This window comes from Citrobacter cronae (assembly GCF_016893685.1).
GTDB classification, from domain to species: Bacteria; Pseudomonadota; Gammaproteobacteria; order Enterobacterales; family Enterobacteriaceae; genus Citrobacter; species Citrobacter werkmanii.
This window is the reverse complement of record NZ_CP069763.1, coordinates 2,126,008-2,139,826: the sequence shown is the minus strand read 5'-3', so window position 1 is coordinate 2,139,826 and position 13,819 is coordinate 2,126,008. Positions and strand designations below refer to the sequence as shown.

Sequence of the window (13,819 nt, the reverse complement as noted above, 5' to 3'; positions counted from 1 at the left end):
CTTACGCCAGACGCGGGTTAACTTTATCTGCATCGATGTTGAATTTGGTGATTGCGTCAGCAACCACTTTCTTATCGATTTCGCCACGTTTAGCCAGTTCGCCCAGGGCCGCTACAACCACGTAGGAAGCATCAACTTCGAAGTGGTGACGCAGGTTTTCACGGCTGTCAGAGCGACCGAAGCCGTCAGTACCCAGTACGCGGTAATCATCAGCCGGTACATAAGTACGAACCTGTTCGGCAAACAGTTTCATATAGTCAGTAGATGCTACTGCCGGTGCGTCGTTCATTACCTGAGCGATGTACGGAACGCGCGGCGTTTCCATCGGGTGCAGCATGTTCCAGCGCTCACAATCCTGGCCATCACGCGCCAGTTCAGTGAAGGAGGTTACGCTGTACACGTCAGAACCCACACCGTAATCGTTCGCCAGGATCTGGGCAGCTTCACGCACGTGACGCAGGATAGAACCGGAGCCCAGCAGCTGAACTTTACCTTTCTTACCTTCGAGGGTTTCGAGTTTGTAGATACCTTTACGGATACCTTCCTCGGCGCCTGCTGGCATTGCCGGCATGTGGTAGTTTTCGTTCAGGGTGGTGATGTAGTAGTAAACGTTCTCTTGTTTCTCACCGTACATACGCTCCAGACCATCGTGCATGATGACCGCAACTTCGTACGCGTAAGACGGATCGTAAGAGATACAGTTCGGGATAGTCAGAGACTGAATATGGCTGTGACCATCTTCGTGCTGCAGACCTTCGCCGTTCAGCGTAGTACGACCGGAAGTACCACCAATCAGGAAGCCGCGAGCCTGCTGGTCGCCTGCCTGCCAGCACAGGTCGCCGATACGCTGGAACCCGAACATGGAGTAGTAGATGTAGAACGGAATCATCGGCAGATCGTTGGTGCTGTAAGAAGTCGCAGCAGCCAGCCAGGATGCGCCGGCACCCAGTTCGTTGATACCTTCCTGCAGGATCTGACCTTTCTCGTCTTCTTTATAGTAAGCAACCTGCTCACGGTCCTGCGGGGTGTACTGCTGGCCGTTCGGGCTGTAGATACCGATCTGACGGAACAGACCTTCCATACCGAAAGTACGCGCTTCGTCAGCGATGATCGGAACCAGACGATCTTTGATCGACTTGTTCTTCAGCATCACGTTCAGGGCACGAACGAACGCGATAGTGGTGGAGATTTCTTTGTTCTGCTCTTCCAGCAGCGCACCGAAGTCTTCCAGAGCCGGCAGTTCCAGCTTCTCGGTGAAGTTCGGCTGACGAGCAGGCAGGTAGCCGTGCAGTTTCTGACGCTGGGCGTGCAGATAAGTGTGCTCTTCAGAACCTTCCGGGAAGGTGATGTAAGACAGGTTTTCAACCTGCTCATCGGTCACTGGAACGTTGAAACGGTCGCGGATATAACGCACGCCGTCCATGTTCATTTTCTTAACCTGGTGAGCGATGTTTTTACCTTCGGCGGTGTCACCCATGCCGTAACCTTTAATGGTATGGGCGAGGATTACAGTTGCTTTGCCTTTGGTTTCCTGCGCTTTTTTCAGTGCAGCGTAGACTTTCTTCGGATCGTGACCACCACGGTTCAGAGCCCAAATCTGCTCATCGGTCCAGTCAGCAACCAGGGCTGCGGTTTCCGGGTATTTACCGAAGAAGTGCTCACGTACGTATGCGCCATCTTTGGATTTGAAGGTCTGGTAGTCGCCGTCAACGGTTTCGTTCATCAGTTGGATCAGTTTACCGCTGGTGTCTTTACGCAGCAGCTCATCCCAACGACCGCCCCACATGACTTTGATAACGTTCCAGCCAGCACCTGCAAAGATGCCTTCCAGTTCGTTAACAATCTTGCCGTTACCGGTGACCGGGCCGTCAAGACGCTGCAGGTTACAGTTGATAACAAAGACCAGGTTGTCCAGTTTTTCACGGGTCGCGATAGTGATCGCACCTTTAGATTCTGGCTCATCCATCTCGCCGTCGCCGAGGAAGGCGTAAACGGTTTGTTTAGAGGTATCTTTCAGGCCACGGTGTTCCAGATATTTCAGGAATTTAGCCTGGTAGATAGCACCGATTGGGCCCAGACCCATAGAAACGGTCGGGAACTGCCAGAATTCCGGCATCAGTTTCGGGTGCGGGTAGGAAGACAGGCCTTTGCCGTGAACTTCCTGGCGGAAGTTGTTCATCTGCTCTTCGGTCAGACGACCTTCCAGGAATGCGCGTGCGTAGATACCCGGAGAGATGTGACCCTGGAAGTATACCAGGTCGCCGCCATCCTGCTCGTTGCGTGCACGGAAGAAGTGGTTGAAGCAAACATCATATACCGTTGCGGAGGACTGGAAGGATGCCATGTGGCCACCCAGCTCAAGGTCCTTTTTAGACGCGCGCAGTACGGTCATGATGGCGTTCCAGCGGATAGCAGAACGGATACGACGTTCCAGATCCAGATTACCCGGGTATTCCGGCTCATCTTCAACGGCAATAGTGTTGACATAATTGCTGGCCCCTGCACCTGCCGCTACTTTCACGCCGCCTTTGCGCGCTTCTGAAAGCAGTTGGTCGATCAGATACTGAGCACGCTCAACACCTTCTTCACGGATGACCGATTCGATCGCCTGTAGCCAGTCGCGAGTTTCGATCGGATCCACGTCATTTGGGAAACGTTCTGACATGGGGGTATTCCTTATCTATCTAATACGTTGAGTTATCTGGAACCTGTCCCATTACGTTCTCGCCAGAGAGCGTAATAAGACAGGTTCTGCGTTTAGTTGCCGCGCTTTTAGTTCGCGCTTGATTTACAACATCTTCTGGTTAACGTTCTGCCAGAAAAATCACTAATTCTTTCGTTGCTCCAGACGGCGTAAGGCGCGTTCTCGACGGCTTTCCTCACGGCTTCTGTCCAGTAAAATCTCTTCGATAAACGCCAGGTGACGGTGAGACGCTTCACGCGCCTCTTCAGGCTTCCCGGCGATGATTGCTTCAAAGATACGGGTACGATGACTGCTTACCAGCGGCAGCATCTCGCGACGCGCATACAGCAATTCGAAGTTTTGCCGAACATTCTGGGCCAGCATCGGCTCCATACACCTTAGCAGATGGAGCAGCACCACATTGTGTGCGGCTTCGGTGACAGCAATTTGATACTGGAGTACCGCATCGGATTCGCCGTCCAGATCGCCGGACTGTTGCGCAAGCTCGATCGCATGGTGGAGTTCACGGATACGCGTTTTGTCTTCATCCGTGCTACGTAATGCAGCGTAATAGGCTGCAATACCTTCCAACGCATGGCGCGTCTCAAGCAGGTCAAACTGGGATTCAGGATGGTCAGAGAGCAGCTCTACCAGTGGGTCGCTAAAGCTTTGCCACAGGCTGCTCTGTACAAAAGTGCCGCCGCCCTGACGACGAAGCAGTAACCCCTTCGCTTCAAGGCGTTGGATCGCCTCGCGTAAGGAGGGGCGGGAGACGTCGAACTGTTTTGCCAGCTCGCGTTCCGGTGGGAGTTTTTCTCCGGGGCGAAGTGTCCCCTCAAGAATTAAAAACTCCAGCTGCTGCTCAATCACATCGGAGAGTTTTGGTTGGCGGATTTTGCTGTAGGCCATGATTTCCTGTCTTAAGCCATTTGCCCGGAGTCAATTGGTCTTACCAATTTCATGTTCTTGACGCTAAAGTAACAAAGTATTCACCTTCTGTCCATACAGGTTTTGATTGAAATCAGTAAAGGAGGCATATTTTAACAACATTACAGAAATAACGTTTCAAACATGTAACTATGCACAAATGTTAAATTTACCCACCACGGGGTAGATTTAACCTAATTTAAACGAAAAAATATATTATCTGAACCGATTCACCCACTTAATTATCGAGTTAATAAGCAAAATTTATGAATAAAAATTCATAATGGAAATTTTGTGGTAGTTAAACTCGCATTTACAAATGGTTTCTTTTTATTCAACTCGTCAACACCCTCGCATAAAGCAGGTGCATTCGCGCCCGCATAACATTATTCTGTTCAAGACAAAAGTATTTGGGCAACATTTCCTTATTAGCATCTGTAAACAAATTAATACAACAAACGGAATTGCAAACTTACACACGCATTGCTGCGTAGTTCAAAAAATAAGTACTCGAAATTATGAAGAGTAAAACCACACACGAGGTTTAATGATGGAAAGTCAACCGCATGGCGATCAGCTCAAGCGCGGCCTTAAAAACCGCCATATACAGCTAATCGCGCTGGGTGGCGCGATTGGTACCGGGTTATTCCTCGGTAGCGCATCCGTTATCCAGTCTGCAGGACCGGGGATTATCCTGGGTTACGCTATTGCCGGCTTTATCGCCTTTTTGATCATGCGCCAGCTCGGTGAAATGGTGGTTGAAGAGCCGGTTGCAGGCTCCTTTAGCCACTTTGCCTATAAATACTGGGGCGGTTTCGCGGGTTTCTCTTCCGGCTGGAACTATTGGGTACTGTACGTTTTGGTTGCCATGGCAGAGCTAACTGCCGTAGGTAAATACATTCAGTTCTGGTATCCGGAGATCCCAACCTGGGTTTCTGCGGCGGCCTTCTTCGTGCTGATCAACGCCATCAACCTGACCAACGTGAAGGTGTTTGGCGAGATGGAGTTCTGGTTTGCCATTATTAAAGTCATCGCCGTAGTCGCCATGATCCTGTTCGGCGGCTGGCTGCTGTTTAGCGGCAACGGCGGCCCACAGGCCACCGTCAGCAACTTGTGGAGCCAGGGGGGATTCCTGCCGCACGGCTTCACCGGTCTGGTGATGATGATGGCGATTATCATGTTCTCCTTTGGTGGGCTGGAACTGGTCGGCATCACCGCGGCTGAAGCCGATAACCCGGAGCAAAGCATTCCCAAAGCGACTAACCAGGTTATCTACCGTATCCTGATTTTCTATGTCGGTTCGCTGGCGGTTCTGCTTTCCCTGATGCCGTGGACGCGCGTCACCGCTGATACCAGCCCGTTTGTCCTTATTTTCCACGAGCTGGGCGACACCTTTGTTGCCAATGCGCTGAACATCGTGGTGTTGACCGCCGCCCTTTCTGTCTATAACAGCTGCGTATACTGCAACAGTCGTATGCTGTTCGGTCTGGCGCAGCAGGGTAATGCGCCGAAAGCGCTGATGAACGTCGACAAGCGCGGCGTACCGGTGAACACTATTCTTGTCTCCGCGCTGGTAACGGCTCTGTGCGTGCTGATCAACTATCTGGCGCCGGAATCCGCCTTTGGCCTGCTGATGGCATTGGTGGTTTCCGCCCTGGTGATCAACTGGGCGATGATCAGCCTGGCGCACATGAAGTTCCGCAAAGCCAAACAGCAGCAGGGCGTAACCACTCGCTTCCCGGCGCTGTTCTACCCGCTGGGTAACTGGGTATGCCTGCTGTTCATGGCCGCAGTGCTGGTGATTATGCTGATGACGCCGGGCATGGCGATCTCGGTGTACTTAATCCCGGTATGGATTGGTATTCTTGGCATCGGCTATCTGTGCAAGCAGAAAACGGCCCGCGCGGTTAAAGCGCATTAAACCTCCCTCCCCCACCTGGACCAGGTGGGGGTTGTTACCTGCCTCACACTTTCCCATTCACGACTGTTTCGTCCATATCAGCGGCGTTATCCTGCAACGTAAAAACACCGGTACCAGACAATAATTCTCTCCATATCTCATTAATGGAGTGCAGTTGATGGAAACCAGTAAGCTCACGGTGAAAGAAAAGATCGGCTATGGAATGGGCGACGCCGGATGCAACATCATCTTTGGCGCCATCATGTTGTTTGTTAACTATTTTTACACCGATATTTTTGGTCTTGCGCCTGCCCTGGTCGGCGTATTACTGCTCTCAGTACGCGTTATCGATGCCGTTACCGACCCTATAATGGGCGCGATGGCCGACCGCACACGCAGTAAATATGGTCGATTTCGTCCATGGCTTTTGTGGATGGCTTTCCCTTACGCATTATTCAGCGTGCTTATGTTTACCACCCCTGAGTGGACGTATAACAGCAAGGTTATCTATGCCTTCGTCACCTACTTCCTGCTCTCTATTACCTATACGGCGATCAACATTCCCTACTGCTCGCTCGGCAGCGTTATCACCAACGATCCCAAGGAACGCGTCGCCTGCCAGTCATATCGCTTTGTATTAGTAGGAATCGCAACCCTGCTGCTCTCCCTTACCCTGCTGCCGATGGCCGACTGGTTTGGCGGGGAAGACAAAGCTAAAGGGTATCAGATGGCGATGGCGGTACTCGCCTTCATCGGCATGTGTATGTTCCTGTTTTGCTTTGCATCAGTCCGTGAACGCGTTCGCCCCGCCGTGCAGACTAACGACGATTTAAAAGCCGACCTGAAAGACGTGTGGAAGAACGACCAGTGGGTAAAAATCCTGCTGTTAACCCTGTGCAACGTCTGCCCGGGCTTTATTCGCATGGCCGCCACCATGTACTACGTTACGTGGGTTATGCAACAAAGCACGCAGTTCGCCACGTTGTTTATCAGCCTCGGCGTCGTCGGCATGATGATCGGCAGCATGCTGGCGAAGGTATTAACCGATCGCTGGTGCAAACTGAAGGTGTTCTTCTGGACCAACATCATCCTGGCGATTTTCTCCGCTGCATTTTATTTCTTCGACCCCAAAGCCACCATGATGATTATGGTGCTCTACTTCCTGCTCAACGTCCTGCATCAGATCCCTTCCCCGCTGCACTGGTCGTTGATGGCGGATGTCGATGACTACGGTGAGTGGAAAACCGGTAAGCGCATCACCGGGATCAGTTTCTCCGGTAACCTGTTTTTCCTCAAGCTGGGCCTGGCAATTGCCGGGGCGATGGTAGGCTTCCTGCTCTCCTGGTACGGCTACGACGCAGGGGCGAAAGCGCAAAGCGACTCCGCCATTAACGGTATTATGCTGCTGTTCACCATCATACCTGGCGTAGGTTATCTGATTACCGCAGGCGTGGTTCGCCTGCTAAAAGTTGACCGCGAGTTTATGCAGCAAATCCAGACCGATCTGGAAAAACGCCGTACCAACTACCGTGAACTCAATGAATACCACGATATAAAAACGACTGAACCTGTAAGGAAAGCCTAATGAAACAGTGGCAAAATCCCTTTATCGAACAACGCGCCGATCCGTTTATCTTACGCGACGGTAGCCACTACTATTTCATTGCGTCAGTGCCAGAATATGACCGACTGGAGATTCGTCGGGCCGACTCTCTGGAGGGATTGCGCTCCGCCACTCCCGTTGTCGTCTGGCGTAAGCCGGAAAGTGGTCCTATGAGCCAACTCATCTGGGCGCCGGAACTTCATCATCTGGCAGGCAAGTGGTACATCTATTTTGCCGCTACCCATACTCAGGCGCTTGATAAGCTGGGGATGTTCCAGCACCGCATGTTTGCCTTTGAGTGCGCAGACGCCGATCCGTTGACCGGCAAGTGGACAGAGAAAGGCCAGATTAAAACGCAGTTTGATACCTTCGCCCTGGACGCCACCACCTTTAATCATCAGGGGAAACAGTGGTATTTGTGGGCACAGAAATCGCCAGATATCGCCGGAAATTCCAATATTTATCTCGCAGAGCTGGAAAACCCATGGACGATTAAAGGCGAGCCGGTCATGCTCAGCCATCCTGAGTATGACTGGGAATGCCGGGGTTTCTGGGTCAACGAGGGTCCGGCAGTCATGGTGCATGGCGACAAGCTGTTTATCAGCTATTCGGCCAGCGCCACCGATGAGAATTACTGTATGGGGTTACTGTGGATTGGCCTCAACGATGATCCGCTCACCCCGCAGAACTGGCATAAATCACCGCGCCCGGTCTTTACCACCAGCTATGAAAATCGCCAGTATGGACCGGGACACAACAGTTTTACGCAAACGCCGGATGGTGAAGATGTACTGGTGTACCACGCGAGAAATTACACCGAGATTGAAGGCGATCCGTTGTACGATCCAAACCGCCATACACGTCTGAAACTGGTGCGCTGGGACGAAAACGGGATGCCTGATTTTGGCATCCCGCCTGCTGATACGATCTAAGCCGTTGCACTGCCCGGTGGCGCTAATGCTTACCGGGCCTACACGTTTTCCATTCCAGGCCGGATAAGCGTTAGCGCCATCCGGCACAACGCTACACTAATGTGCCATAAATGGTGAGCAACGCGATAATCACCACCACCACAAAAGAGGTCTTCTTCGCCATTGAAACAGCCGCTTTTGGCGTTTCGACTTTATCAGTATGCGGTTCACGCGCCAGAGAGAACTGCGCCAGACGCGTTAACACCTGATATTGCGAAGTATGCAGATCCGCCAGTGAGGCAAACCAGGCCGGCAACGCTTTCTCGCCGTGTCCCAGCAACGCATAGACTACGCCAGCCAAACGAACCGGGATCCAGTCCAGCACATGCAGGATCGCATCAATACCCGATTGCAGACGCTGATGCGGCGTTTGATAGCGCGCCAGCCAGGACTGCCAGGCGCGTAAAAAGGCATAACCAACCAGCGTCACCGGTCCCCAAGGACCACCGACAATCAACCAGAATAACGGCGCCAGATAAAAGCGGAAGTTGTTCCATAACAACGCGTTCTGCAGCTCGCGCAAGAACTCGCGCTCATCGCAATCCGGCGGAACCCCATGTATAAGCGTCAGCTCGCTGGCCATCGCCTCACGAGCATGTGTGTCATCGCGAGCGGCCGCCTGCAAATAGGCATGATAGTGGAGACGCGCCTTGCCTGCGCCGATGCACAGCAAGCCAATTAAGATCCACGCCACCAGCAACGGAACGTTAAACAGCAGCCCATGAACCGCGCGCAGCAGCAGGAATGTCAGCCCCATTGCAATCAGGGTCATGCCCACCGTACGCATCATCGAGAAGTGCTTAATTCTGCGGAAAAAAGCTTCCACCCGATGATCAAGCTGCCAGTGCTCACCCAGCTTAAACAGGCGTTCAACAATCAACACCAGTAATGTTGTAAACAACGTCATGTCATCTCCTTGTGCGACGAGGGGGTGACCAGGACGCGAAATTTTGCCCAGTCAAAAGACGGCCCGGGATCGGTCTTACGTTCGGGGGCAATATTACAGTGTCCAGTCATATTGTTGGCAATGGCCGGATAACGCGTAATCAGTGCATTCGTCACGGCGGCCAGTTGCTTATACTGTGCATCGGTATAGGCCAGCGTATCCGTTCCTTCCAGCTCAATACCAATTGAAAAATCATTACAGCGCTCACGCCCCTGATAATTTGACACGCCAGCATGCCAGGCGCGTTTATCAAAAGGGACGTACTGCACAATCTCACCATCACGGCGGATCAAACAATGGGCTGAGACGCGCAAATGGGCGATCTCAGCAAAAAAAGGATGGGCCTTGGGATCAATCGTGCCGGTAAATAACGCGTCTATCCACGGGCCGCCAAACTCGCCGGGCGGCAGACTGATATTATGCACCACCAGCAGAGAAGGGGTTTCGTCATCCGGGCGGCAATCGTAATGAGGAGAGGGAACGCGTCGCGCCTCTGCCAGCCAGCCCTCGTCTAACAACATGCAGAATCTCCTTATTGGTGGTGCTCATACCAGGTTCAGGGTAGCATGTTTCTACCTTATGATTCGTTAGCAATTTGGAGTTTTATCATGCCGCCTCGCCGCTATAACCCTGACTACCGACGTGACGCGCTGTTGGAACGCATAAATCTGGATATCCCTGCCGCTGTAGCTCAGGCACTGCGCGAAGATTTAGGCGGAGAAGTTGATGCCAATAACGATATCACCGCACAGCTTTTACCCGAAGATATGCGTTCCCACGCCACCGTGATTACCCGAGAAAATGGCGTTTTTTGCGGGAAACGTTGGGTGGAAGAGGTCTTTATTCAATTGGCTGGCGATGATGTCAACATCACCTGGCATGTCGAAGATGGCGACAGCATTAAGGCTAATCAACCGCTGTTTGAGCTGGACGGCCCCTCCCGTGTACTGCTGACCGGCGAACGTACCGCGCTTAATTTTGTACAGACGCTTTCGGGCGTGGCGAGCGAGGTGCGTAAATACGTCGATCTGCTGGCGGGGACAAAAACCCAACTACTGGATACACGTAAAACGCTGCCAGGACTGCGTACCGCCCTGAAATATGCCGTGTTATGCGGCGGCGGTGCGAATCATCGCCTGGGGCTTTCTGACGCCTTCCTGATTAAAGAAAACCACATTATTGCTTCTGGTTCGGTACGTAAGGCCGTTGAAAAAGCCTTCTGGTTGCATCCGGATGTGCCCGTTGAAGTTGAAGTTGAAAGCCTGGAAGAACTGGACGACGCACTGAAAGCCGGGGCGGACATCATCATGCTCGATAACTTCGAAACTGAGCAAATGCGCGAAGCGGTAAAACGCACCAACGGCCAGGCGCGTCTGGAAGTCTCGGGTAACGTCACCCATGAAACGCTGCGCGAATTTGCCGAAACCGGTGTGGACTTTATCTCCGTTGGCGCACTGACCAAGCACGTCCGCGCGCTCGATCTCTCCATGCGTTTTCGTTAATTGCTCATTGCAAGGCCCGATGGCGCTTCGCTTATCGGGCCTCCCCCAGCCGGATAAGGCATTTACGCCGTCATCCGGCAGTTTCTTCGAGTCCCTTCGCAAATACATTGTCTGATCCTGTAATTTCGTAAAAATCCTCTGAACCCGCTTTCCCGTTCTGTTTTTTGTCTCTCGCCTAAGATCCGTTCGATTTGCCAAAGTAGCGCCAGCTAACTCAGGAGCGAATCAACAATGGATAAACAACGAGGCTTCACGCTTATCGAACTGATGGTGGTCATTGGCATCATTGCCATTCTTAGCGCCATCGGCATTCCGGCTTATCAAAACTATCTGCGCAAAGCCGCCCTGACAGACATGCTGCAAACCTTTGTCCCCTATCGCACCGCGGTCGAACTCTGTGCGCTGGAGCATGGTGGAACAGAGACTTGCGATGCCGGGACCAATGGCATTCCCTCCCCCACAACCACCCGTTATGTCTCAGGCATGAGGGTTGAAAAAGGCGTTGTCAGCCTCACAGGCCAGGAAAGCCTGAATGGGCTAAGCATCACGATGACGCCGGGTTGGGACAATGCCAACGGTATTACCGGCTGGAACCGTAACTGCGCCATTCCAAATGACAGCGCACTACAACAGGCTTGCGAAGACGTTTTCCGCTTCGACACGTACTAAGGAAAAGAGATGAATACCACGCAACTCACGGCGCTATGCCAACGTTATCAGGGAATATTACTCGATGCAGACAATGAAGTAGTGCACATCGCCGTGGTGGATGCACCGTCCCATGAGCTGCTGGACGCCCTGCATTTTGCCACCACCCGACGCATCGACATTGTTTGCTGGACTCGCCAGCAAATGGAAGGCCACACGCATACGCCACAGAAAATGTTACCGGTCGTAGTGTCTGAAAGCAGCGCCACCGCAGCTGGGTTGCTGAATCAGACGTTTCAATCCGCCCTGGCGCAACGGGCTTCTGATATTCACTTTGAACCAGCGGAACATCGCTATCAGATCAGATTACGCGTGGATGGCGTATTACACGCTTTGCCGGAAGTCACAACTGAGATGGGCATCGCTATCACCGCAAGATTAAAAGTATTAGGCAGCCTGGATATTGCCGAGCACCGGCTGCCACAAGACGGACAATTTACCATTGAGATTTCAGGACAACCCATCTCGTTTCGTATCTCCACCCTGCCCTGTCGCTGGGGTGAAAAGGTTGTACTACGGCTACTTCATCAGGTCGATCAGACACTGGATATCACCGCGCTGGGCATGCAGGACGCGCAGCTGGCAGCATTTTCGCAAGCGTTGCAGCAGCCTCAAGGGCTGATTCTGGTTACCGGGCCTACCGGGAGTGGTAAAACGGTCACCCTGTACAGCGCGCTACAAACCCGAAATACATCAGAGGTGAATCTTTGTAGCGTAGAGGATCCGGTAGAGATCCCCATCGCAGGCCTTAACCAGACACAAGTTCATCCACGCGCAGGTCTTACTTTTCAGGGCGTATTGCGGGCTCTGCTGCGCCAGGATCCCGACATCATTATGGTCGGCGAAATCCGCGATGGCGAAACGGCTGAAATAGCGCTTAAGGCGGCACAAACCGGTCATCTGGTTCTGTCAACACTGCATACTAATTCCACCAGTGAAACGCTGGTACGCCTGCAGCAAATGGGGGTTGCGCGCTGGATGATCGCCTCCGCGCTGACGCTCGTCATTGCCCAGCGCCTGGTCAGAAAGCTATGCCCCCATTGCCGACAACGCCTGGAGACATCCATTACGCTCCCCCAAGCAATCTGGCGCATGCCACTGCCACGTTGGCATGCGCCTGGTTGCGAACATTGTTATCACGGCTTTTATGGTCGTACCGCATTGTTTGAAGTGCTCCCGGTAACACCTGCATTACGCCAGAGCATCGCCAGTGGCACATCCGCAGACGGGGTCGTGTCAGATGCTCAGCTATCAGGGCATACGCTTTTCGAGAATGGTTGTCAGGCTGTCGAACAAGGCTTAACGACATATGAAGAACTTATTCGCGTACTGGGCATGCCGCATGTCAGCTAAACAGCTTTGGCGCTGGCAAGGCATTAACAACGAAGGTGAGCCGTCGGAAGGTGTATTATGGGCTGATACCCGACTCTCGCTGATACAAGCGCTGGAGCAGCGGCATATCACGCCGTTACGTATTAAACGTATCCGTGTCAAAAACTCTCACTGGAGCCGTGAAAGAAGCGCCGAAACCATACATCAGTTGGCAACCTTACTGAAAGCAGGGCTAACACTCTCGGCAGCGCTAACCCTGCTGGCTGAACAGCATCCCAGCAGCCAGTGGCAGGCGCTCCTGCGCACGCTGGCTCACGATATGGAGCAGGGCATTTCCCTCTCCACCTCACTCGCAACATGGCAACACGTTTTTCCGCCACTTTATCAGGCGATGATCCGTACCGGAGAGCTTACAGGTAAGCTGGATGATTGCTGTTTTGAACTCGCCAGACAGCAAAAAAACCAGCAGCAACTCGCTGATAAAGTTAAAAAAGCCCTGCGCTATCCGATTATCATCATCACGATGGCGGTAATAGTGGTATTTGCGATGCTGCAGTTTGTGCTCCCTGAGTTTGCCGCCATCTACCAAACGTTTAACACCCCACTACCAGCGCTCACTCGGGGGATGATTGCCATCGCCCACTACAGCAGCCAATGGGGGTGGCTGGCGGTAGCATTCACGATGCTCTCGCTTATGACATATCACGTGATCAAACAGAAACCGTATTGGCGCATTCTGAGTCAGAAATGGTTGCTTGGGCTCCCTGTTACAGGAGCAATGGTCAGAGGGCAAAAACTCACGCAGATCTTTACCGTTCTGGCGTTAACACAAAACGCTGGCATTCCCTTTTTACAGGGTCTTGAGAGCGTTAGTGAAACGCTTGCCAGCCCTTTCTGGTCTCAACGTTTAGCGCAGGTTCATCACGATATCAGCGCCGGGAAACCTGTCTGGTTGGCGCTGAAAAATTGCGGCGAATTCAGTCCATTATGTATACAGCTGGTAAGAACAGGGGAAGCATCCGGCTCGCTGGATGCAATGCTGCGTAATCTCGCCCACCATCACGGGGAGAAAACGCTGTCTCAGGCGGAAAATCTGGCTGCGCTACTTGAGCCCGCGTTACTGGTCATTACGGGTTTGATCATCGGTACGCTGGTTGTCGCGATGTATTTACCGATTTTCCATTTGGGAGATGCAATGAGCGGCGTAGGATGAAGCTGGCGCATTACCACACGCCAGCTTCATCATG

At 52.6% G+C, this 13,819-nt stretch carries 11 protein-coding genes; 7 read left to right on the top strand and 4 right to left on the bottom strand.

Annotated elements, in window-relative coordinates; translation table 11 throughout:
* Nucleotide 1: 1 nt before the first annotated feature.
* Nucleotides 2–2,665, bottom strand: a complete 2,664-nt coding sequence (gene aceE / locus JSN25_RS09140; RefSeq protein ID WP_038637266.1) for a pyruvate dehydrogenase (acetyl-transferring), homodimeric type — start codon at nucleotides 2,663–2,665, stop codon at nucleotides 2–4.
* Between the two features lie 162 nt (nucleotides 2,666–2,827).
* Nucleotides 2,828–3,592, bottom strand: coding sequence for a pyruvate dehydrogenase complex transcriptional repressor PdhR (gene pdhR, locus JSN25_RS09135; protein ID WP_003018699.1), 765 nt, complete (start codon nucleotides 3,590–3,592; stop codon nucleotides 2,828–2,830).
* Nucleotides 3,593–4,157: 565 nt separating this feature from the next.
* On the opposite strand from pdhR, the gene aroP reads away from it, so the two are divergent.
* The 3 genes from aroP to JSN25_RS09120 all read left to right on the top strand — a co-directional run bounded on the left by aroP (nucleotide 4,158) and on the right by JSN25_RS09120 (nucleotide 8,045).
* Complete coding sequence (aroP, locus tag JSN25_RS09130; RefSeq protein ID WP_087857667.1) at nucleotides 4,158–5,531, top strand: aromatic amino acid transporter AroP; 1,374 nt, start codon at nucleotides 4,158–4,160, stop codon at nucleotides 5,529–5,531.
* A 157-nt stretch (nucleotides 5,532–5,688) separates the two neighbouring features.
* Nucleotides 5,689–7,095, top strand: a complete 1,407-nt coding sequence (locus tag JSN25_RS09125) for a glycoside-pentoside-hexuronide (GPH):cation symporter (protein WP_038637261.1) — start codon at nucleotides 5,689–5,691, stop codon at nucleotides 7,093–7,095.
* Nucleotides 7,095–8,045 carry a glycoside hydrolase family 43 protein gene (locus tag JSN25_RS09120; protein WP_204525644.1) on the top strand — a complete coding sequence of 317 codons (951 nt, stop codon included), beginning with the start codon at nucleotides 7,095–7,097 and terminating at the stop codon, nucleotides 8,043–8,045. The genes JSN25_RS09125 and JSN25_RS09120 overlap by 1 nt, the downstream gene beginning before the upstream one ends.
* A 91-nt stretch (nucleotides 8,046–8,136) precedes the next feature.
* Here JSN25_RS09120 and ampE read toward each other — a convergent pair whose 3' ends face one another.
* Nucleotides 8,137–8,991 carry a beta-lactamase regulator AmpE gene (ampE, locus tag JSN25_RS09115; RefSeq protein ID WP_087857666.1) on the bottom strand — a complete coding sequence of 285 codons (855 nt, stop codon included), beginning with the start codon at nucleotides 8,989–8,991 and terminating at the stop codon, nucleotides 8,137–8,139.
* On the bottom strand, nucleotides 8,988–9,551 hold the full coding sequence (ampD, locus tag JSN25_RS09110) for a 1,6-anhydro-N-acetylmuramyl-L-alanine amidase AmpD (protein WP_204525643.1): 564 nt from the start codon (nucleotides 9,549–9,551) through the stop codon (nucleotides 8,988–8,990). The genes ampE and ampD overlap by 4 nt, the downstream gene beginning before the upstream one ends.
* An 87-nt stretch (nucleotides 9,552–9,638) precedes the next feature.
* On the opposite strand from ampD, the gene nadC reads away from it, so the two are divergent.
* The 4 genes from nadC to hofC all read left to right on the top strand — a co-directional run bounded on the left by nadC (nucleotide 9,639) and on the right by hofC (nucleotide 13,785).
* Nucleotides 9,639–10,532: a carboxylating nicotinate-nucleotide diphosphorylase gene (gene nadC, locus JSN25_RS09105; protein ID WP_085048304.1), complete on the top strand. Its 894-nt coding sequence runs from the start codon at nucleotides 9,639–9,641 to the stop codon at nucleotides 10,530–10,532.
* Between the two features lie 231 nt (nucleotides 10,533–10,763).
* A complete protein-coding gene (ppdD, locus tag JSN25_RS09100) occupies nucleotides 10,764–11,201 on the top strand; it encodes a prepilin peptidase-dependent pilin (RefSeq protein WP_038637249.1) in 438 nt (145 codons plus the stop codon).
* A 9-nt stretch (nucleotides 11,202–11,210) separates the two neighbouring features.
* Complete coding sequence (gene gspE / locus JSN25_RS09095) at nucleotides 11,211–12,593, top strand: type II secretion system protein GspE (protein ID WP_204525642.1); 1,383 nt, start codon at nucleotides 11,211–11,213, stop codon at nucleotides 12,591–12,593.
* Nucleotides 12,583–13,785 carry a protein transport protein HofC gene (hofC, locus tag JSN25_RS09090; protein WP_204525641.1) on the top strand — a complete coding sequence of 401 codons (1,203 nt, stop codon included), beginning with the start codon at nucleotides 12,583–12,585 and terminating at the stop codon, nucleotides 13,783–13,785. Before gspE ends, hofC begins: the two co-directional genes overlap by 11 nt.
* The last annotated feature ends 34 nt before the right edge of the window (nucleotides 13,786–13,819 follow it).

What these genes read in the sequence shown, in the direction of transcription:
- aceE (WP_038637266.1), bottom strand. Translation starts at nt 2,665, where the DNA reads ATGTCAGAACGTTTCCCAAATGACGTGGATCCGATCGAAACTCGCGAC.
- pdhR (WP_003018699.1), bottom strand. Translation starts at nt 3,592, where the DNA reads ATGGCCTACAGCAAAATCCGCCAACCAAAACTCTCCGATGTGATTGAG.
- aroP (WP_087857667.1), top strand. Translation starts at nt 4,158, where the DNA reads ATGATGGAAAGTCAACCGCATGGCGATCAGCTCAAGCGCGGCCTTAAA.
- JSN25_RS09125 (WP_038637261.1), top strand. Translation starts at nt 5,689, where the DNA reads ATGGAAACCAGTAAGCTCACGGTGAAAGAAAAGATCGGCTATGGAATG.
- JSN25_RS09120 (WP_204525644.1), top strand. Translation starts at nt 7,095, where the DNA reads ATGAAACAGTGGCAAAATCCCTTTATCGAACAACGCGCCGATCCGTTT.
- ampE (WP_087857666.1), bottom strand. Translation starts at nt 8,991, where the DNA reads ATGACGTTGTTTACAACATTACTGGTGTTGATTGTTGAACGCCTGTTT.
- ampD (WP_204525643.1), bottom strand. Translation starts at nt 9,551, where the DNA reads ATGTTGTTAGACGAGGGCTGGCTGGCAGAGGCGCGACGCGTTCCCTCT.
- nadC (WP_085048304.1), top strand. Translation starts at nt 9,639, where the DNA reads ATGCCGCCTCGCCGCTATAACCCTGACTACCGACGTGACGCGCTGTTG.
- ppdD (WP_038637249.1), top strand. Translation starts at nt 10,764, where the DNA reads ATGGATAAACAACGAGGCTTCACGCTTATCGAACTGATGGTGGTCATT.
- gspE (WP_204525642.1), top strand. Translation starts at nt 11,211, where the DNA reads ATGAATACCACGCAACTCACGGCGCTATGCCAACGTTATCAGGGAATA.
- hofC (WP_204525641.1), top strand. Translation starts at nt 12,583, where the DNA reads ATGTCAGCTAAACAGCTTTGGCGCTGGCAAGGCATTAACAACGAAGGT.